Annotated in this window: 9 protein-coding genes and 1 pseudogene; 2 read left to right on the forward strand and 8 right to left on the reverse strand. The window is 45.1% G+C overall.

Translation table 11 applies throughout. The annotated features are described in order from the left end of the window. Nucleotides 1–456 precede the first annotated feature (456 nt). Nucleotides 457–3,765, forward strand: coding sequence for a DUF6383 domain-containing protein (locus tag DWU89_RS14730; RefSeq protein WP_115500397.1), 3,309 nt, complete (start codon nucleotides 457–459; stop codon nucleotides 3,763–3,765). A gap of 776 nt (nucleotides 3,766–4,541) precedes the next feature. Then, on the forward strand, nucleotides 4,542–7,946 hold the full coding sequence (locus tag DWU89_RS14735) for a DUF6383 domain-containing protein (protein WP_115500398.1): 3,405 nt from the start codon (nucleotides 4,542–4,544) through the stop codon (nucleotides 7,944–7,946). 585 nt (nucleotides 7,947–8,531) lie between these two features. Here the strand turns inward: DWU89_RS14735 and DWU89_RS14740 are convergent. The 8 genes and pseudogenes from DWU89_RS14740 to purL form a co-directional block, all read right to left on the reverse strand. Continuing rightward, nucleotides 8,532–9,599 carry an NAD(P)H-dependent flavin oxidoreductase gene (locus DWU89_RS14740; protein WP_115500399.1) on the reverse strand — a complete coding sequence of 356 codons (1,068 nt, stop codon included), beginning with the start codon at nucleotides 9,597–9,599 and terminating at the stop codon, nucleotides 8,532–8,534. A 177-nt stretch (nucleotides 9,600–9,776) separates the two neighbouring features. Then, nucleotides 9,777–10,595: a phosphate ABC transporter substrate-binding protein gene (locus tag DWU89_RS14750; RefSeq protein WP_115500401.1), complete on the reverse strand. Its 819-nt coding sequence runs from the start codon at nucleotides 10,593–10,595 to the stop codon at nucleotides 9,777–9,779. 82 nt (nucleotides 10,596–10,677) lie between these two features. Continuing rightward, nucleotides 10,678–11,973, reverse strand: a complete 1,296-nt coding sequence (locus DWU89_RS14755; protein WP_115500402.1) for a porin family protein — start codon at nucleotides 11,971–11,973, stop codon at nucleotides 10,678–10,680. Between the two features lie 99 nt (nucleotides 11,974–12,072). Continuing rightward, complete coding sequence (locus DWU89_RS14760; protein WP_115500403.1) at nucleotides 12,073–13,980, reverse strand: beta-N-acetylhexosaminidase; 1,908 nt, start codon at nucleotides 13,978–13,980, stop codon at nucleotides 12,073–12,075. A gap of 41 nt (nucleotides 13,981–14,021) precedes the next feature. Beyond that, nucleotides 14,022–14,594, reverse strand: a pseudogene (locus DWU89_RS14765) (ORF6N domain-containing protein). 51 nt (nucleotides 14,595–14,645) lie between these two features. Then, complete coding sequence (locus tag DWU89_RS14770; RefSeq protein ID WP_115500404.1) at nucleotides 14,646–15,209, reverse strand: ORF6N domain-containing protein; 564 nt, start codon at nucleotides 15,207–15,209, stop codon at nucleotides 14,646–14,648. A 173-nt stretch (nucleotides 15,210–15,382) separates the two neighbouring features. Then, nucleotides 15,383–15,988, reverse strand: a complete 606-nt coding sequence (locus DWU89_RS14775) for a porin family protein (RefSeq protein ID WP_115500405.1) — start codon at nucleotides 15,986–15,988, stop codon at nucleotides 15,383–15,385. Between the two features lie 91 nt (nucleotides 15,989–16,079). Then, nucleotides 16,080–19,772, reverse strand: coding sequence for a phosphoribosylformylglycinamidine synthase (gene purL / locus DWU89_RS14780; protein ID WP_115500406.1), 3,693 nt, complete (start codon nucleotides 19,770–19,772; stop codon nucleotides 16,080–16,082). Between the last annotated feature and the right edge of the window lie 836 nt (nucleotides 19,773–20,608).

Below are 20,608 nucleotides of genomic sequence, written 5' to 3' on the forward strand. Positions count from 1 at the left end.
CCGTTCATTTTGGAATACAAAGGCGTTTTTAGTTGACAACCCGAATTTTAAGCGTTACCCATCTTTTACCGTCCTCCGGAATTCCGCATATTAGAAATGAGTTTTTGAGATGATCTTATGGAGATATAAGCTATGAATAATATAGTATAATGGCACAAATAAAAATGACGAAAAAAAACGTTCTTTTCTTTTCGTCATTTAATCGAGGCAAAAATACGCATAAGTTTTAAACCTGCAATTCTTTTCTGAAATATTTTTGCCATTATATCTACTTTCTTATCAGTAAGATAGCTTACAGAGTACGAATCTGTCTTTTTTGATGACGAACTCCAAACCACCCCCGAAAAATGACTAAAAAAAAGGAACGTTTTCCCTCGTCATTTTACACAACCTAACCAAATAAAAGTTTAGAACGAGATTTCAATTTTATAGTATTATTAATTTAAATGTTTAGTTATGAACAAAAAGTTTTCTACTTTTTTGGCGGGGATTGCCCTCTTGGGGGCAATGTCTGCAAATGCGCAGCAACCTGGGCGACCTGGACAATCTGTGAATACTGACATCAAACTGCAAGAGGGGAAAAATGAAAATTTGTACCAACTGGCAGTTCGCGGGCAAAATGGTGGTTCAATAGGTGTTTTATCTGTAAATGAAGAAGGCAAATTGGTCATTGCCAACAATACAAATGCAGATAATGTAGCAAGCACTTTATGGTGTGTCACTGTTATGGTGGAAGACCAGGGCCAAACTCCAAAGTATGATTTCCTGAACAAGGGTGAAGGTGCTTACTTGGACATCACTATGGAAGAGTTTACCGGTGCGAATACAAGGACCAACACTGCCCCGACTTTAGGTGGTGAAGTTGGTGGTTGGGCTTTTTCCAACATTTTTGAAACAGGGGTCGAAAATAATAAACCGCTGTTCTCTTATTTTAAAACCGACTCTGTTGTAGGTTTTGTTCTGGGGCAAGGTAATCAAATTAATTTGTTGAAAATCAAAGCGAGCGATTTGTCAAGAACAGACTTCATGCAGGTCTCTTTGCGGGAAGCGCCTTCTGTGCAATTGAATGCTAAACAAATCAATACGAAACTGGGTCAGCAGAGTGTTGATGCAGGTGTTAAGCTGACTTTCGAGCCGGACAGACACAATACTACATTGGAAAATCCGTTTAGCGATGTTGCTTTCCTGGCTTCTGATTATGATGGCATTTATGGAAATCAGACCTACGTTAATATAGTAAGAAAGAGTGACGGTGCAGCCTTGTACGTTGATACGGCTTATACAAACGAAAGTGGTGCCAAGTTCCTGGCGTTTAATTATGTTGAAAAGAAAGGTTCGCATGCAACTCCTCTTGATTCATTGAAAGCTGATAGCTACTGGAGTAGACAAGGAGCCTTCAGGTTCACTTACTATCCTTCAAGAGATTCATTAGTAATTCAAGTGAATCGAGTTACTTATCAACCTGGTGCATCTGGCTATTTCAGAGATGGAGTTAGATCAACTATGAATAATGGCAACTATGACAGAAACTATGTCACTGTTCAGGACCTGATTGCACAGGATGAAGTCCGTATCGTGACCGTACGCGATGTGAAAGAAACCAATATCTCATTAGGCTTCAAGGGTTGTGCAGTTATAGAATCTAATAAGACTTCTTTGGATGAAGGTGTTTATACGATCCGTAACTCTAAAGGCCAGTATTTAGGAGTGCCTATCACTGCTGATTGCGGAAATGGTGGTGATGGTGAATATGCAGTTGGCTGGACTACTATCGATGCTGACGTACAGGATGTTTCTCATATGCCGGCATACCAGTGGGTTATCACAAAAACGAAGACTTCTGATTTATTCGCTCCGACTTCTCCTGTTGCTTTGGTGAACCGCGAATATCCTGAAGTTTTGAGTGGATATGGTCCTGGACAACTCTATAAAGACGAAGATGGAAGTCTTTATTTCGATCTTGGTAGTGGAGTGAAGGCAACCTTTACTTATACTAAGCTTTCGGATGAAATCATCTCCAATCCGAATCTGGGTTACAAGTATATGAGTGAAGAAGAACTGATGATCTCTAATTATGCATTCAATTATTTCAATGCGTTGTCTGAAAACAATTATCTGAATATTCTGGCAGGAGATACTGTCTTGAATGTGAAAAATGATGCAGAGAAATTCTTTGGTATCGAACCGGTAGCTGATTTAGGTTATAAAGCAGAAGCTTACGGTATTGAAGTAAATGCAGATTTGAAGAAAAGAATCCCTGCTTTGGCTCAGTTGGAAAGAGCTCCGTATTATCTCTATACAATGACGGCAGACGGTAAAAAAGCTTATATCGGTTATCAGAACGAAACGACTTATGCATATGGTAATTATGATGAATACGTAGTTGCTTCTCCTTATATGGACTACAAGACTCCGTTCTATTTCAAGGAAAACAACCATTATAAAGGAGAGCATTATTATGCATTCATTTTGGCGAACAAGAGATTGATGTTCCCTCAATCATTTAATAATGATGCAGGTGCAAATTCACAATATTATCCTCTGTGTGTCAAAGTCGGTGTAGCCGATCAGTCTTCCAACGCTATCCTTCAGTTCCAGTGTGGTTGTGAAGCTCGTACTTCTGCATTTGCAATCGGTATCTCCGAACAGCCGCTGTATCGTCGCTTCAACTCTTTGGCACTTGAAGGTAACGAAGGTGATGCTGCTGACACGCTGCGCTTCATCGAAAAGTATCGTAACGAATACTTGCAGATGGAAGTAAACCCGAACTTCATGTTTGATGGAATCAACTTCCTCGGAATCGATGGTGCTGACAAAGCTAAGGATGGTAAATCATTCTATGTTGATTCAGTATGGGTTGAACGTGGTTTGGGTTATATCAAGCCGCAGTATCTGGTATCGATCGATCGTGAGCCTGCTAAGACTACCACAATCAAGATCCCGTGTCCGATCTGTCAGGCAGAAATCGAAGCCGGACGTCCCGCTCCTGAAAACTGTATCCATGACAAGTATGTTGATGTAGAAGGTTACGAAAGAGGTCATTATCTGGTGAATTTCGCAGATTCTACTGCTAACAGTTACAAGTGGGGTAAATATAACCGTGTAGGTTTCGTGGATGCACTTCACATCGGTGACAGCTTGTATCTGCTGATTGACCAATTCGCAGGTATTAAGACTGAAGATGTTGATCTTGCGACTATCTATGAGGCTAATAAGAAGAAAGGTGGTATCGTTGACGGTTCCGGTTATTATATCAAGAACTTGAAAGGTGACGCTCACAAGTATTATACTTGGTCATTCCGCTTCATCGATCCGACTATCGCTGCTGACGAAGTAGAGTCCAGCCGTTCGTTCCTGTTCGAATCTATGGCTCATACAGGTCAACCGAAGATCGCTCCGGAAAGAGCTTCCTGGTTGAAGATGCAGAATGGTTGCTTGGTAATGTCTGATCCGGCAGCTTCTACATTTGCAAATGCTAAGACCGGTGGTGACGATGCCCTGATCTTTAATGTAGAAGAAGGTTCAAAGGACGACATCGCAACGGATAATGAAGTTATCTCGGTTGAAGGTGTAAACGTGATTGCCAAGGTTGGTGCTGTCAGAGTTTCAGGTGCTGAAGGCAAGAAGGTTGTTATCACCAATATTCTGGGTCAGGTTGTTGCTAACACAGTTATCACTTCAAGCGATGCAACGATCGCTGTTCCTGCGGGAATGGTTGTAGTTGCTGTTGAAGGCGAAGAAGCTGTTAAGGCTATTGTTAAGTAAGAAATAACATTACGATTTATAATCAAATAATTCTAAATATTTGACCACGTGGAATTTCGTTTTCCAAGTAACCTGCGACAGGCGAACAAGTGGCCGTATTAATACTAGTAATGAAATGAAAAAGTTCTTCTGATTATTTTCTCTGTGAAGAGAGAATACAGACAAAAAAGAATCCCCGACGGTAGCAATGCCGCCGGGGATTTCTTCTTTTTATCCGAAATCGGCATTTCTTTATAGATGTTAAGATGCAAAAGGAAAAATAACGCCGTTTTTCGCGAATCTTCTGTAGAGACCGATTCTTGGTCGATTTTTGCATGTTTTACAGTCGTTTCAGAATGCTAAGGCATTTTTAAGTAATAGCCTGAAAAATAAGAGCCGTCGCAATTTGATCGGATAAAGATATTCCGTATATCGGAAGTGGACTTTTGAGGCAATTTTTAGAATATGTAAGCTTTGAATTATAGGAGATGAGGGGGCATAAAATAAATGACGAAAAAAAACGATCCTTTGTTTTCGTCATTAAATCGACACAAAAATACGCATAAGTTTGAAACATGCAATTCTTTTCCAAAATAATTTTGCAATTATATCTGCTTTCTTATCAGTAAGATAGCTTACAGAGTACGAATCTGCTCTTTTAGCTGACGAACCCCCGACTACCCCCGAAAAATGACTAAAAAAAAGGATCGTTTTCGCTCGTCATTTTACAGAACCTAACCAAATAAAAGTTTAGAACAAGATTTCAATATTAGTATTATTAATTTAAATGTTTAGTTATGAACAAAAAGATTTCTACTTTTTTGGCGGGGATCGCTCTCTTCGGGGCGGTGTCTGCTGGTGCGACCACTCCGGTCACATCTTTGACGAAAACAAGTGATAAGTTGTATCAGTTGGAGGTTGATTTGGGTGAGGGTACAGGCTATTTATCTATGTCGGAAAATGGCGCTTTGTTTTTGGAAGACGATATTGCTTCTGTTAACCTGGCAAACTCCTTATGGTGTGTTGAAGTAACTGAAGAAGGTTCTGGTAAAGCTCCTATCTTTGATTTTACAAACAAGGCAACGGGGCAGCGTTTGGATATTCAGTATGCAGGAACTCTGTTGGAAGGCCTTGAAAAAAATGTTGCTACTGTTACTGATCTCGATGCTGACTCTACATTTGTTGGCGGTGAAATTTCCGGTTGGGCATTCTCTACCCAGTACACTGCTAATTTGCAGCCTGAAAGAACTCTCTATTCTTATATCAAACCAGACTCTGTAATAGGTCTTGTTAAGGATGAGTCAAACAAGATTTTAATCAAGAAAATGGGTGCATCTGATGCTTATGCTGATGCAGAGGATGCAGATGGTGTGGCATTGACTAAATTCACGTTGGTTGAAGCAGATGTAATCCGTTTGGGAGCAAACGAAATTAACACTTATTTCGGACTGCAGTCTGCTAAAAATGGGGTAGCCCTGACATTCAATCCGGACGAAATGGGAACAAAGGTTGATGTGCCTAATCCTTTTAATGGAAAAAATGTAGGTAAGTTCTTTGCTGAAGCTATTGATAGTGATGACGATTATGTCTATATCCTTAATGGAGACAGCTCTTATTTGCGTGTTGATACTTCAATCGTAAATGCCAGTGGTGAAAAATTCCGCGCTTTCTTCTGGGATAACTTGAAATATGCTAAACTTCAGGCAAGTGGTGCTGGTACAAAACCCACATCTCCGGCAGATTCTATTAGTAGATCCTCTATCGAAGGACAATATAAATTTGCATTTTCTTATTATCCTTCTAAAGACAGTTTGGTAATCCAGGTTGCTGAAGCTTTGAATTATGTGGACGAAGCTGTTGATGGTTCTCATTGGGTAGCAGATGAAGAAGGAGAAGAAACAACAATATTGCCGGAAGTTGCAGATGGAGTTGAAACTAAAGGTGAGAATAACTTTGTTACAGTTCAGGATCTGATTAAAGATCAAGTACGTATTATAACTATCAACGACAAGAAAGAAACTGATATTTCTTTCGGTTATAAAGGTTGCCAAGTTGTAGAAAGTGATAAAGTCTCTTTAGCAGACGGTGTTTATACAATCCGTAACGCTAAAGGCCAGTATTTTGCAGTGCCTATTAGTGCTGATTGTTACTATACCTCTGGCTGGTCATCAATCGACGAACCCGTACAGGATGTCTCTCATATGCCGGCATACCAGTGGATAATTACGAAGACGAAGACTTCTGAATATGCAGCTTCGACTTCTCCTATTGAGTTTGTCAACCGCGAATATCCTACTGCTTGGTCTTGGGGTACTGTACAATTGTATAAAGATGAGGACGGCAGCCTCTATTTCTATAATGGAGATGAAAAGCTGACGTTGACATTCGAAAAGGTTGCAGATGAAATCATCTCTGATCCGAACCTGGGTTACAGATATATGAGTAAAGAAGAGCTGATGATCTCTAACTACGCATTCAACTATTACACTCCGTTCTCTGAAAACAATTATGTAAATATCCTGGGTGGAGACTCTGTGTTGAACGTCTTGAATGACGCTGAAGTATTCTTCGGCATTGAGCCAGTGAGCGAATTAGGTTATGATACGGAAGAATATGGTATTTTGGTTTCGAAAGAATTGAAGGCCAGAATCCCGGCTTTGGCTCAGTTGGAAAGAGCACCGTATTATATATATAGAATGGATGCAAACGGAAAGAAGGCTTATGCCGGTATTCAGAATGATTATAATTATGATGGAATGAATTTGGATGGCCGTGTTGTGATCTCTTCTAACTTGGAAAAACCGACTCCATTCTACTTCAAGGAAAATAACCATTATAACAAAAAGCATTATTATGCGTTTGTTCTGGCTTCTGAAGAAGGAAGAGGAGTCGTAAGTGAAGTCGCAGATTTCGTTAGTATGGATCGGTCTAACAGGTTTGCTGTAGATGCAGGTGAAGAATCTGAATATTATCCGATGTGTATCAAAGTCGGTGTCGCCGATCAATCCTATAATGCAATCCTGCAGTACCAGTGTGGTTGCGAAGCTCGTACTTCTGCATTCTCTATCGGTCTGGCTGAACAACCATTGTATCGCCGCTTCAACTCTTTAGCTCTTGAAGGTAACGAAGGTGATGCTGCCGACACGCTGCGCTTCATCGAAAAGTATCGTAACGAATACCTGCAGATGGAAGTGAACCCGAACTTCATGTTCGCCGGAATCAACTTCCTTGGAATTGACGGTGCTGAAAAAGCAGTAGATGGCAAGTCATTCTATGTAGATTCAGTTTGGGTTGAACGTGGTCTGGGTTATATCAAACCGCAGTATCTGGTATCGATCGATCGTGAACCTGCTAAGACTACCACAATCAAGATTCCGTGCCCGATCTGTCAGGCAGAAATCGAAGCCGGACATGAAGCTCCTGAAAACTGTATCCATGATAAGTATGTTGACGTAGAAGGTTACGAAAGAGGTCACTACCTGGTGAACTTCGCCGACTCTACAGCTAATAATAACTACATGTGGGGTAAGTATAACCGCGTTGGTTTCGTGGATGCTCTTCATATTGGTGACAGCTTGTATCTGTTGATCGACCAGTTCGCCGGTGTTAAGACAGAAAACGTAGACATCGCAGCTATTATCGCAGCTAATACGAAGAAAGGCGGTATTGCTAACGGTACGGGTTATTATATCAAGAACCTGAAGGGTGACGCCCACAAGTATTACACTTGGTCATTCCGCTTCATCGATCCGACTATCGCAGCTGACGAAGTAGAATCAAGCCGTTCGTTCCTGTTCGAATCGATGGCTCATACAGATCAACCGCAGATTGCTCCGGAAAGAGCTTCTTGGTTGAAGATGCAGAATGGTTGCTTGGTAATGTCTGATCCTGCAGAATCTACATTCGCAAATGCTAAGACCGGTGGCGACGACGCCCTGATCTTCAATGTAGAAGAAGGTTCTAAGGATGATATTGCTACGGATAATGAAGTGATCTCGGTTGAAGGTGTAAACGTGATTGCTAAGGTTGGTGCCGTACGGGTATCAGGTGCCGAAGGCAAGAAGGTTGTGATCACCAATATCTTAGGTCAGGTAGTAGCTAACACAGTTATCACATCTGATGATGCAACAATCGCAGTTCCTGCCGGAATGGTTATCGTTGCCGTTGATGGTGAAGAAGCTGTTAAAGCAATTGTTAAGTAAGAATTTATAATCAAATAATTCTAAATAAGATCACGCGGAACTTCATTGTTTCAAGTAACCTGCGATGGGTGAACAAGTGACCGTATTAATACTAAAGTAATGAAATGAAAAAGTTCTTCTGACATTTCCTCTGTGAAGAGTGAATGCAGACCCAAAAGAATCCCCGGCGGTTATGATACTGTCGGGGATTTTTAATTCTGGATAAATCATCATTTACAGGTTCACTATTTCTTTAAACAAGCGTGAAGGTCCTGACTCGCCAAGATCGCCTGCGGAATGGTATTGCAGTATAGTGCCGTATAGGAAAGAACAACCCGGCAGATAGAATGAACGATGCGGGATGTGTGCTCCTTCCACACCTACCTGCTATTCATGTTACAGCCGTGAAACAAAAGAACTCCAACTGTAACATAGAAGGAAGACAATTGTGACATGAAAAGAATACAGCTGTGACATGCAATAGAAGACCGATATTTACCCGTTAGTTGCACAAAGATTCGCCTGAGCGGTGGCGGCACCTATAGATAACGCAAAAAGGGCATCCATCACGGGACGCCCTTTTTACATTGTAAGGAATATCAGATATTACTCTTTTGCTTTCCAGTCATTGATCAGTTCGTTGATCGTTTCCTTTACCGACATGATCCGGGTTGTTCGCCAGGCGTTGCTGCCGGCAAACGCGTAACCGTTTTCGAAATTGCCTTTGAATGCGTTGTACAAAGCTGCAATGATGCAATAGGGGCTTCTCGAAATATCGCAAGTCTTGATGCAGTTGAAAGGGCAGCTCTTCGGCTGTTTCAGACCTTCTTTCACCTTCTGCAAGAAAGTGCTGTGTATCGCTCTACCTGGCATGCCGACCGGACTTTTGATGATCTCGATGTCCTTTTCTTCCGCTTTTACATAGCTTTCCTTGAAAGCCTCGGAAGCGTCGCACTCGGTGGTGGGAACGAAACGGGTACCTAACTGAACGCCTGATGCTCCAAGGTCCATCACACGTTTGATATCTTCACCCGTATAAATGCCTCCTGCTGCAATTACCGGGATTCTCTTGTTATATTTTTCTTCGAAGTGGGATACTTCTTCTACTACTTGGGGTAGCAGTTCTTCCAACGAGAAGTGCTCGTCTTCCAACTGGTTTTCCTTATAGCCTAAGTGTCCGCCTGCTTTCGGGCCTTCCAGCACGATTGCATCGGGGAGGTAGTCGTAGTTGTTTTTCCATTTCTCGCAGATGATGCGGGTGGCACGTGCGCTCGATACGATGGGTACCAGCTTCGTCACGCTGTCTTTCTTCAGGAATGAAGGTAAGTCCAGGGGCAAGCCTGCTCCACTGAAGATAATGTCTACCTTTTCTGCGATACTGGTTTTAACCAGTTCGGCAAAATCAGAGAGGGCAACCATCACGTTCACGCCGATGATGCCTTTTGCTTTTTCGCGGGCTTTCCGTATTTCAGCTGCAAGACCGAGATTTCCGGCTTCTGTGTAGTTGGGAGAAAGCTTTTTATATAAGAGTCCGAGACCGGCAGCGGAGATAACGCCAATCCCACCTTCATTTGCAACGGCTGAGGCTAAGCCGGAAAGAGAGATTCCTACGCCCATTCCACCTTGGATGATTGGAATGCGGGCCTTAAGATCCCCAATTGTTAATGTCTTCATGTGACTAAAAAATATGTTTATAAAAGATATTGGGACAAAGGTAGCATATTTAACCAAAGAATGTGCAAAAAGCACCAATAATATTGCACAAATCTGTAAATTATGTGCATCAAGGCTTCGCGGGAATAAAAAAGGACAGAGTGTGGCTCTGTCCTGGGTTGACTTGCATTATTTAACTTATTTGACCGGTATATAACCGACTTGTTTCACTGTTGCCTGCCCTTCTGAAGAAAGAATATAATCGATAAACGGTTTTACTTTACCTTCGTTTTTCACTTCGTAGTAGTAGAAAAGCGGACGGACGATCGGATAAGTTTTGTTCTTTGCGTTCTCGAAAGACGGTTCGGTAAATGATTTGCCTGCATCATACGATACATGGATCGGTTTTACCTCTTTATTTACGTAGGCCAGGCCGACATAGCCGATTGCTCCTTTTGTCTGACTGACAGACTGGATGATAGCTCCGGTTGCGGGCATACTGAGGATGCCGTTCATATAGTTCTTGTTCTTCAGAACGCTTTCCTTGAAGAACTCGTAAGTGCCGGAAGAGGTTTCGCGTGAATAGGCCACGATTTTCATGTCGGCGCCGCCCACTTCTTTCCAGTTTTTGATCTTTCCGGTGAAGATTCCTTCCAGTTGCTCGCGGGTCAGGTTGGACACTTTATTGGACGGGTGCACGACTACAGCCAATGCATCGTAAGCGATAACCACTTCTTTCGTGTTCTTCTTTGCTTCCTGCAGTTTGACTTTCTCGTCGAACTTCATTTTACGGGAAGACATGGCAATATCGGTCGTCCCTTCCATCAACGCTGAAATACCGACACCGGAACCACCGCCGGTCACTGTTATTTTAGCTGATTTATTTTTGTTCATGAAGTTCTCTGCTTCTGTCTGGCTGAGCGGCAGGCAGGTGTCACTTCCTTTGATTTTCTGTGCAAATACATTTGATGTAAACAAACAGGCGGCCATGGCTGCCAGGATAATCGTCTTTTTCATTTCGCTAAATATGAATTAAATTTCTGTATGCAAAGTAACTACAGAGGTGTTGCAAGGGTATGAAACAGATGTTACGTTTGTATTAAAACTTATATTGCAGGCGAAGCGTGAAGACGTTATCTTTCCGGTCTTTTTCATAGTCTTTCACGAAGTCGCTCTTTTCGTTAAAGTTAAATTCGTAGTAAGCTTGTACGCGGATGTGTTTGTTGAAACGATAGAGAGCCCCGACGCCCAGGGTACTTTGGGCAAGGTCTGTCTTTGAGGTGAAACTGTTTTCGACACCGATCTCGTTCCCTTTCAGTTTGGTGTTGGGATCATAAGCGTCATATTTCAATACAGCAGAGAAAGGAGATGCTCCGATGTCCTGTACCAGATAGAAGAAATAACCGATGAAGGGACGTTTGAACAGCGAGTTTTCCGGCAGGTTTTCCGGACGTGTCCCGGTGTTCGGACTTTTGCTGCTGCCGGCAATGCCGGGTTGTGTTCCTAATAATCCTTCACCCCGGAGGGTTGTGATACCCCAGGAACTATGGAAGGAGAATTGTGCATCCATGCCGATATACTCCCGCTTCATGTAGGTACCGGTTTCGCCTTTGTCGATTTCGACGAATTGTTTACCTTGAAGCTCGTAAGCAGTCGTAGTCGGATTGTAGACACCGCCGTTGTAGTAGGAGAGGCCTAATCCCCATTTCGCCCAGTTGCCGATTTCTTTCTCTGCTCCGAGGTGGCCGATGAAGTCTTTCCGGCTGTCAGTCTCACGGTTAATACTGTTACCGGCGAAGAGACCTGCGTCCAGGCGGAGGAAGGCAAGAGGGCTTGTCTTATTTGCGCGGAGTGTCAGCATGGCACCTAAGTCGCGTTCGTCGGGGAAGAAATACTGGATGATTGTTGCACGTTCGGGCGATTCGAGGCCACTGGTAGAGTAACCGATTTCATGACCGAAAGGGCGGTTGAACACACCGGCCATCAATTGGCTGCGTTTGGTCCAGGGATCTTTGATACCGATATACAGATCGCGGAAGCTGACGCCTTTATCGTTGGCTTCGAGCTGCACGGCGCCGGTTCCGATACCGTCATTATATTCAAATTTCAATCGTCCGCGCCGGATGCCGAAGCGGTTGAAGCCTTTATCTGTATGCTCGTTTTTGTCGCCCACCTTCAAGGTCGCATCTTCCTGTCCATATTGGAATTGTCCCTGTATATACGCGGATACTTTGAACTTATTGAGTTTTTGGACCAGGTTGCCCAGTGTCGTTGTCTCTTCTGCCAATGAATCTACACGGGCGTTCAGCTTTTCCATCTCCGGTGCTTCCTGTGCCAGCATGGCTAACGGAAGCAGGGCTAACAGGGCAAGCACTGTGATATTTGCTAATTTCATTCTTTGTTCTTTTGGAAAATGATAATTTATTGTTCTAATTTACGGTGCAAAGGAACAAGAATGCTGTTTCACATTTACGACATACATATTACATTTCTGTTACAGGTTGCCGATGACACGGCGGGTATCTTCCGCCCGTTTCTCCAACTCCTTAATCGTTAATGTAATAACTTTGCCTATCGGGCGATTGTCCCGGTAGGTGACGACACGCAGCCAGGTCGCGTTCTTAGGAACGCGGAGCGGAGCTTCATACTTGGGTGTGAAGTTGTCTGGGTCTGTATTGTCGAATGTATAGTAGATGTCAAGATTGCCCGGTTCGCTGTCCAGTGCGATTTCCAATGAGCCGTCCTCCGTATAGCGGGGTGTAACAATAGCGTTATACATGCTACGGGCATATTTAATTTGTGCTTCATCCGCACGCAGGAAATGCTGTTCGACACGTGGCCAGAACAGGTCCCAGTTCGCCTTCTCCGGTCCGGTCCAGAGTACTTCGGCAAGAGCCCACCCGCGTGGCCAGGTCATATATTCGGCATGGTGGAAAGTCGGGACCGATTCAGCCCAAAGATTGCCTTGTCCGCCTAATATCATTTCTGCCGGTACGCCGTCGGGAACCGGGTTGAAACTGTAAGAGTCTTTCAGGCGGCACATGGAGTAGGTGTCCGGCTCTACGGACGGCTCGCCCTGCCAAAGGTCGATGTAGCAATGTTCGGCCGGTGTCATAATCACATGATGACCGGCTTTGGCCGATTTGATACCGCCTTCCATGCCGCGCCAACTCATGACAGTGGCATCGGGAGCCAGTCCGCCTTCGATGATTTCATCCCAGCCGATCAGCTTTTTCCCTTTCTCTTTCAACAGGCTTTCCATGCGGTGGATAAAATAGCTCTGCAATTCGTTTTCGTCTTTCAGGTTCTCCGCTTTCATACGGGCCTGGCAGCGCGGGCATTTGTGCCAGAAACCTTTGAAACATTCATCCCCGCCGATATGGACATATTCGTCCGGGAAAAGGGCGGCGACTTCCGTCAATACCTTGTCCATAAACTCGAAGGTGGTTTCTTTGCCGACGCAAAGCGTGTTCTCGTCTTCTCCGTAGAATTTATTTCCTACGCCGACAGTCTCAGGCGCTTTCATACAGGCCAGTTCGGGATAGGCGACAAGAGCAGCGAGGCTATGTCCCGGAACATCTATTTCCGGAATGACGCGCACATACCGTTCTGCCGCGTAGGCCAGCACCTCTTTCACGTCATCTTGCGTGTAGAAGCCTCCGTAAGTCGCCTCTTCGCCGGGCAACTGCTTCTCGCGTTGCCACCATTGTCCTACACGGGGCGCACGCCAGGCACCTACCTCCGTCAGACGGGGTAATGATTTTATTTCCAGGCGCCAGCCCTGGTCGTCGGTCAGATGCCAGTGGAAGACATTCATCTTGTATTCGGCCAGTTGGTCGATATATTTCTTCACTTCCTCTTTGGTGAACCAGTGCCGGCTGACGTCCAGCATCAGTCCGCGCCAGGCAAACTGCGGTTTGTCGGTGATGTCGGCGCATGGGATCGTCCAGTCGAAGTCTTCTTGTTTCCGGTCGCTCTTTATCTGTGGGGGAAGCATTTGCAACAGGGTCTGCACACCGTAGAAGATTCCGGCAGGCTGGTGTGCGGTAATGAGGATGTCGCCATGTTTGACCAGCAGGTGATAGCCTTCTGCTCCGAGCGTTGTATCGTCTGCCAGCTCGAATTTGATGTTCCCGTGTTTCTCAACCGGTATTTCGAAACCGGTAGCGGGAGCTGTCTTGCTATTCAGGTAATGCGCAATCTTTAGCAGTTCCGGATTGGATGAGTCGAGCGTGATTGCGGCACGGCGTGTAAGGCTGAAAAAATCATTCTTTAATGTAATCTCTTGCGGAGCGGGAATCAGAGCTGGTTTATCCTGATTTGGTATTCCTTGTTTGTCGGAACAGGAAATGAAGCCTGACAGCAGGCTTGCTACAGCAAGTATGAATAGCGACTTTTTCATTCTTATATGTGTTTTATGATTTGAGCGCGAAGATAGAGATTCTATTTCACAAAGCCAATTTTTGGTCTTGGTTTGTCATTCAAGCTCTTTTTACTTTGCAATTCAGCCAGCGTTTGGTTAATCAGTTCCAACTGCATGCGGGTGTCGTCATTGATGTCGTTGTAATCGGCAAAGACTTCTTCGATATATTCTTTGAGTTCTTTTACTTCATTTTGGAGTAGGGTGAATTTATCTATGGGCGGACTAATCATAAGTTGTCGCATGGCAACAAAAGCACGAATGATACTCCGATTGGTTTCAATTGCTAATTTAGAATTAAGGACACCGCTCAGCATGGCAACTCCAAATTCGGTGAAAGCAAAAGGAGCATATTTGAAATTGTAGCCTCTTCATTTGTTCAAGGTCGCAATTTGCGACCTTGAAAGTTCAATGACTTCCTCTTTACTGAGTTCAAACATAAAATCTTCTCCTTCAAAACGTTCCATGTTTCGCCTGACAGCTTCTTTCAATCGTTTAGTTTCTACTTGGTACATTTCAGCCAGATCAAAATCCAGCATAACTTTGTACCCTCTGATTTCATAAATCTTGCTTTGGATAACTTGTAATTCTTCCATCTATTGTGAATTTTAGTAAAGGTTTATATTTATGTTACTAAGATAGAGATTCTATTTTACAAAGCCAATTTTTGGTCTTGGTTTGTCATTCAAGCTCTTTTTACTTTGCAATTCAGCCAGTGTTTGGTTAATCAGTTCCAACTGCATACGGGTGTCGTCGTTGATGTCGTTGTAATCGGCAAAAGCTTCTTCGATATATTCTTTGAGTTCTTTTACTTCATTTTGGAGTAGGGTGAAATCATTTTCTTTTGATTGAATGGGGAATTGTCTGATGAGTACGAATGCACGCATAATCCCTCTATTGATTTCAATGGCAATATCGGATTTAAGAACACTACTGAGCATCGCTACACCTAATTCTGTAAAAGCAAAAGGCAAATACTTAATGTTAAAACCTCTTCCTTTGTTCAAGATGCCAAAATGGCATCTTGAAAGTTCCTCCCGAGTTAACTCAAACATAAAATCATCCCCTTCAAATCGTTTCATATTACGTCGAACAGAACGTTTTAATTGAGCTGTTTCAACTCCATAGAGCTCAGCTAAATCGAAATCTAACATGACTTTGTAACCTCTGATCTCATAAATCTTGTTCTGGATAACTTGTAATTCTTCCATTTGTCGTAAATTTTAGTAAAGGTTTATATTTACGTTGCGAAGATAGACATTAAAGTGAAGGGAACAAATTAATAGCCGGATATAATAAACAAGAGGTGCAGTCTATTGAGAACTACACCTCTTGTTTAGAATGTAAGGGGTCTTTTGGCTTACTCTTATTCTCCGGAGTGAAATCAGAACTTCCAGCCAAGATTGATCTGAAGTACACCGTTGCGGGATTTTTCTCCTCCCCAGTTTATATTTTCTCCTCCGAGATTCATACCATCGTCCGAGAGTATATTGGTGAGTCCGATATTATAGTTCATGGAGACCAATAAGCCGGAACTAAACTGATAACCAAGTCCGAGACCTAAAGCAACATCTACTTTATTGTATAAGTCTTTTGTCTTAACGGAACCACTGACCTTGCCCTCGGATGCGGAAATCTTGGAACCGACCAGAAAGCCGAACTGAGGACCGGCAAAAGCGTAAAGCCCTTCATATAAGTAGGCTTTTGCATAAATCGGAATATTCAGATAATCATTTTTGAATTTCGCTGTAGCTCCACTTTCTGATACTTTTATACCTTGCATGGAATAGTAAATGCCCGGTTCGATAGCAAATTGGGGATTAATAAGAAACTCTGCTGCGACACCGATGTTTAGTCCCGGTTTCATGTTTCCCCCGTCACTGTTTGTCATGGTGGCCAGATTCAATCCGACCTTCGGGAGGAAATGAACTTCTTGTGCACTAATCTGTAAAGTGACAAACAGAAACAACAATAAAGCAATCTTCTTCATAATGGATGATGTTTTAATGATTAATAGATAAACAACCTTTCTTAAATAAAAAAAGTCGCGCTATATTATAACGCGACTTTTCATTGAAATATTATTTCTTGTGCTCTTCAATCCACTTCCGCGCATTCACGAAACCTTCGATCCAGGGAGTGACTTCGTCGCTATTGCGGCGATCTTCCGGATAGTAACCGCACTGCCAGGGGAACATGGCGCGTTCCAGGTGAGGCATCATGGCCATGTGGCGGCCGTCGTGCGAGCAAACACCGGCAACCGACCAGGGCGAACCGTTCGGGTTGGCGGGATAGCCTTCGTAGTTGTACTTCAGTGCGATGTGGTATTCCTTTTCTTCGTACGGGAAAGAGAACTTGCCTTCTCCGTGCGTGATCCAGATACCCAACTTCAAACCGCTCATCGAGCCGAACATAACCGAATGGTTCTTCGGAATCTCGACCGTGATGAAGTTCGATTCGAGCTTGTGCGAATCGTTGTGCAACATCTTATGTTTCTTTTCATGCTCCGGATAAACCACGCCTAACTCGGCCATCAGCTGGCAACCGTTACAGATACCTAAACTCAGCGTGTCGGGACGTGCATAGAAGTTATCCAATGCCTTCTTCGCCTTCTCGTTATATAAGAAACCGCCGGCCCATCCTTTGGCAGAGCCCAAGACATCGGAGTTGGAGAAACCACCGCAGAAGACGATCATGTTGACATCTTCCAGCGTCTCGCGGCCGGAAGCCAAGTCGGTCATGTGAACGTCTTTCACATCGAAGCCCGCCAGATACAGGGCATAAGAAGTCTCGCGTTCGCACTGGCAACCCTTTTCACGGATGACAGCGGCACGGATTCCGCTCTGGCCTTTGCGGTCGGCTGTCAGGCCGTAAGCAGACAGCTTGCCGGTGAAGCCTTTCGGATATTTGAATTCCAGCGGCTGCATCTTATAGTTTTCGAAGCGATTACCTGCACAAACGCTGCCGCTCTGCTTGATATCCAGCTTGTAAGACGATTCGTACCAGACGTCACGCATATAGTCGATGCCGAAATGATACTGGATGCCTTCTTTGGAAATTAGGATATGGCGTTCGCTGGTCGGCTTGGCGATAGCGGCAAAGCCTACGCCTGCTTCTTCCATCAGCTTCTCGAACGCTTTCTTGTCTTTCACCTGAACCAGGATACCCGGGTTTTCGGCAAACAGGATCTTGACGATATCCTGTTCGGACAGCTTGTCTAAATTTACTTCCAGACCGCCTTCGACGTTGGCGAAACACATCTCGAGCAATGTCGTGATCATACCGCCGGCCGAGATATCGTGTCCGGCCAGGATCAGGCCCTTTTCGATTGCATCCTGGACTGCGTTGAACGCATCGGCGAAATATTCGCTGTCCTTTACGGTCGGCACTTCGTTGCCTAACTTGTTCAACACCTGTGCAAGAGCGGAACCGCCCAACTTCATCGTGTCGAACGAGAAGTCTATATAATATATGTAAGAATTCTTTTCGTGCGCCAATACCGGAGAAACGATCTTGCGGATGTCGCTCACCTCTGCACCTGCCGAAATGATAACCGTACCCGGAGCGATCACCTTGTCGTCGCCATACTTCTGCGTCATCGACAAAGAGTCTTTGCCTGTCGGGATATTGATGCCTAAGGCACAGGCAAAGTCAGATGCCGCCTGAACAGCCGTGTAGAGGCGGGCGTCTTCTCCTTCGTTGCGGCACGGCCACATCCAGTTGGCACTCAAGGAAACACCAGCCAGCTTGTCGGCCAGCGGAGCGAAGACGATGTTCGTCAATGATTCTGCGATTGCCATAACCGAACCGGCAGCCGGGTCGACCATTGCCACCTGCGGAGCGTGACCGATGGAAGTAGCGATACCCGCTTTTCCACGGTAGTCCAGCGCTACGGCACCCAGGTCGCTCAGCGGCAACTGCAACTCGCCCTGGCACTGCTGGCGGGCGATCTTGCCTGTCACGGAACGGTCCACCTTGTTGGTCAACCAGTCCTTGCATGCCACAGCTTCCAGCTGAAGCACGTTTTCCAGATAGTGATGCAGTTCGGATTCCTTGTAAACCACCGGAGCGTAGGTCTCTTCAACCGTATGGTCCTTCATGATCGTTCTCGGCGGCTTACCGAACATATATTCGAGTTTGATGTCGATCGGTTTCACGCCGTCGGCCTGTTCGAAGACAAACTTCATGTCGTTGGTCGTTTCACCTACGACATACATCGGAGAGCGTTCGCGGTCGGCAATGCGTCGTACGCGGGCAACATCCTCTTCCTTCATCAGCAAGCCCATACGTTCCTGGCTTTCGTTACCCACAATTTCCTTGGCGGAAAGCGTCGGGTCGCCGACAGGCAACTGGCTCATGTCGATATGTCCTCCGGTAGCTTCCACCAGTTCGGACAGACAGTTCAGGTGGCCGCCTGCGCCGTGGTCGTGGATAGAGATGACCGGGTTGTTGTCCGACTCGGCAATGGCACGGATTACGTTGGAAACTCGTTTCTGCATTTCCGGATTGGCACGCTGTACGGCGTTCAGCTCGATACCGCTGGTGTACTGGCCCGTGTTTACCGACGAAACGGCGCCGCCGCCCATACCGATGCGGTAGTTGTCACCACCTAACAGCACGACCTTTTCGCCCGGTTCGGGATCACCCTTCAGCGCGTCGCGCATATTGGCATAACCCACACCGCCGGCAAGCATGATCACCTTGTCGTACGCATATTTCTTGTTGTTTTCTTCATGTTCGAATGTCAGTACCGAACCGCAGATCAGCGGTTGTCCGAACTTGTTACCGAAATCGGAAGCACCGTTCGACGCCTTGATCAGAATCTGTTCCGGAGTCTGGTACAACCAGGGACGCGGGTCGAGGATCTTTTCCCATTCGCGGGCCCCTTCGGTACGCGGGTAAGCGGTCATGTAAACAGCCGTTCCGGCAATCGGAAGCGAAGCCTTACCACCACCCAGACGGTCTCGTATCTCACCGCCCGAACCCGTTGCAGCGCCGTTGAACGGCTCGACGGTTGTCGGGAAGTTGTGCGTTTCGGCTTTCAGCGAGATAACCGATTTGATTTCCTTCACTTCATAGAAATCAGGTTTGTCGCCGCTTGCCGGGGCAAACTGTTCGATCACCGGGCCTTCGTTGAACGCCACGTTATCTTTATAGGCGGAAACTAACTTGTTCGGGTTCTCCGCCGATGTTTTCTTAATCAGGTTAAAGAGGGAGCTTTCTTTCTCTTCTCCGTCGATGATGAACGTACCACCGAAGATCTTGTGGCGGCAGTGTTCCGAGTTTACCTGTGCGAAGCCGTACACTTCGCTGTCGGTCAGCCGGCGTTCTAACTTCTGGCTCACTTCGTTGAGGTAAGCTACTTCTTCGTCGCTCAACGCCAGTCCTTCCTGCTTGTTGTAGGCGGCGATATCTTCGATATAGACAATCGGGTCCGGTTGTTTACTGATCGTGAAGATGTCCTGGTTCAGACCGTTGTAGATGCGTTGCAACATCGGGTCGTGTTCGGCTTCGCCCGATGAAACGGGGAAGTATTCCTCGATGCGTGCGATGCCTGTGAGCCCCATATTCTGGGTGATTTCCACAGCATTCGTACTCCAGGGGGTAATCATTTCCCGGCGCGGTCCCACGTACCAGCCTTCCAGCGTTTCAGCCTGGAGAGGTTTTGCCTCGCTAAACGCCCAAACTAATTTTTCTACATCTTCAGGAGAGAAAGCGTGTGCAGCCTCCACAGCTAACACCGTCTTTGTAGGAGATTGAAAGAATAGAATCATATCGTCGATTTATTAATGGTATTCGTTCGTACAAGGGATAACAAAGGATATCCCTCGCTTACAGGGTGCAAAGATAGTAATTATATAGGATAATCTTCTTTCCGGCTTCCGAAAAGTTTTGTCTCTTTCTCCCTGTCCGCGGTCTTCTTTTTGGCCATGAAGGAGTAAATAAGCATAGACCCTTATCCTAATTGGTATGGACTCCCATGCAATCCTTGTTCGACCCGGGTCGGACAGTTGTTTGACCTTCGTCGGACAGCTGTCCCACCCGGGTCGAACAGCTGTCTGACGAGGGTCGAACAAGGATCGCGTGGGAGTCGAAGGGAATAAGGATGGGGCTGAAGGAAATTAGCTCCCTTGTGGCGCTTTTTATCCGGGAGGTGAATAGAGCCCTTGAATGGCGGTATTGAAGGAAAGACCAAGCGTATATCTGCTACAAAAGGCGGAAGTCTGTAAGGTATGCCTGCCGCTCTGAAAAAGTCAGGCTGCGCATAAAAGGGCAACGGGATCTTGAAGATTGTGTCTTAAAATAATTAAACCGAAGTGCTTGCGATTAACAAAAATAGACAAAGCTGCCCGCATTTCTTAAAAAGCGCCCGGAAACGGCCTTAATCTTGAAGAATCTTTAAAAATATAAAGTATTGACAAACAAGCTGATAAAAGAAAGTCGGGGAGCGGAAGAATCGTCGGATTTTCGCGTGAAAAACAGGTAAAAATCAGTTGTAAATAATTGATGTATAGTGAATTATTGATGGCGGGTAGAATGACTAACGAAAACGTACGTTTAGATTCGTCATATTTCAGGTACAAAAATAGGCATAAGTTTTAAACCTGCA

The sequence above is a fragment of the Parabacteroides acidifaciens genome (genome assembly GCF_003363715.1).
GTDB lineage: Bacteria > Bacteroidota > Bacteroidia > Bacteroidales > Tannerellaceae > Parabacteroides > Parabacteroides acidifaciens.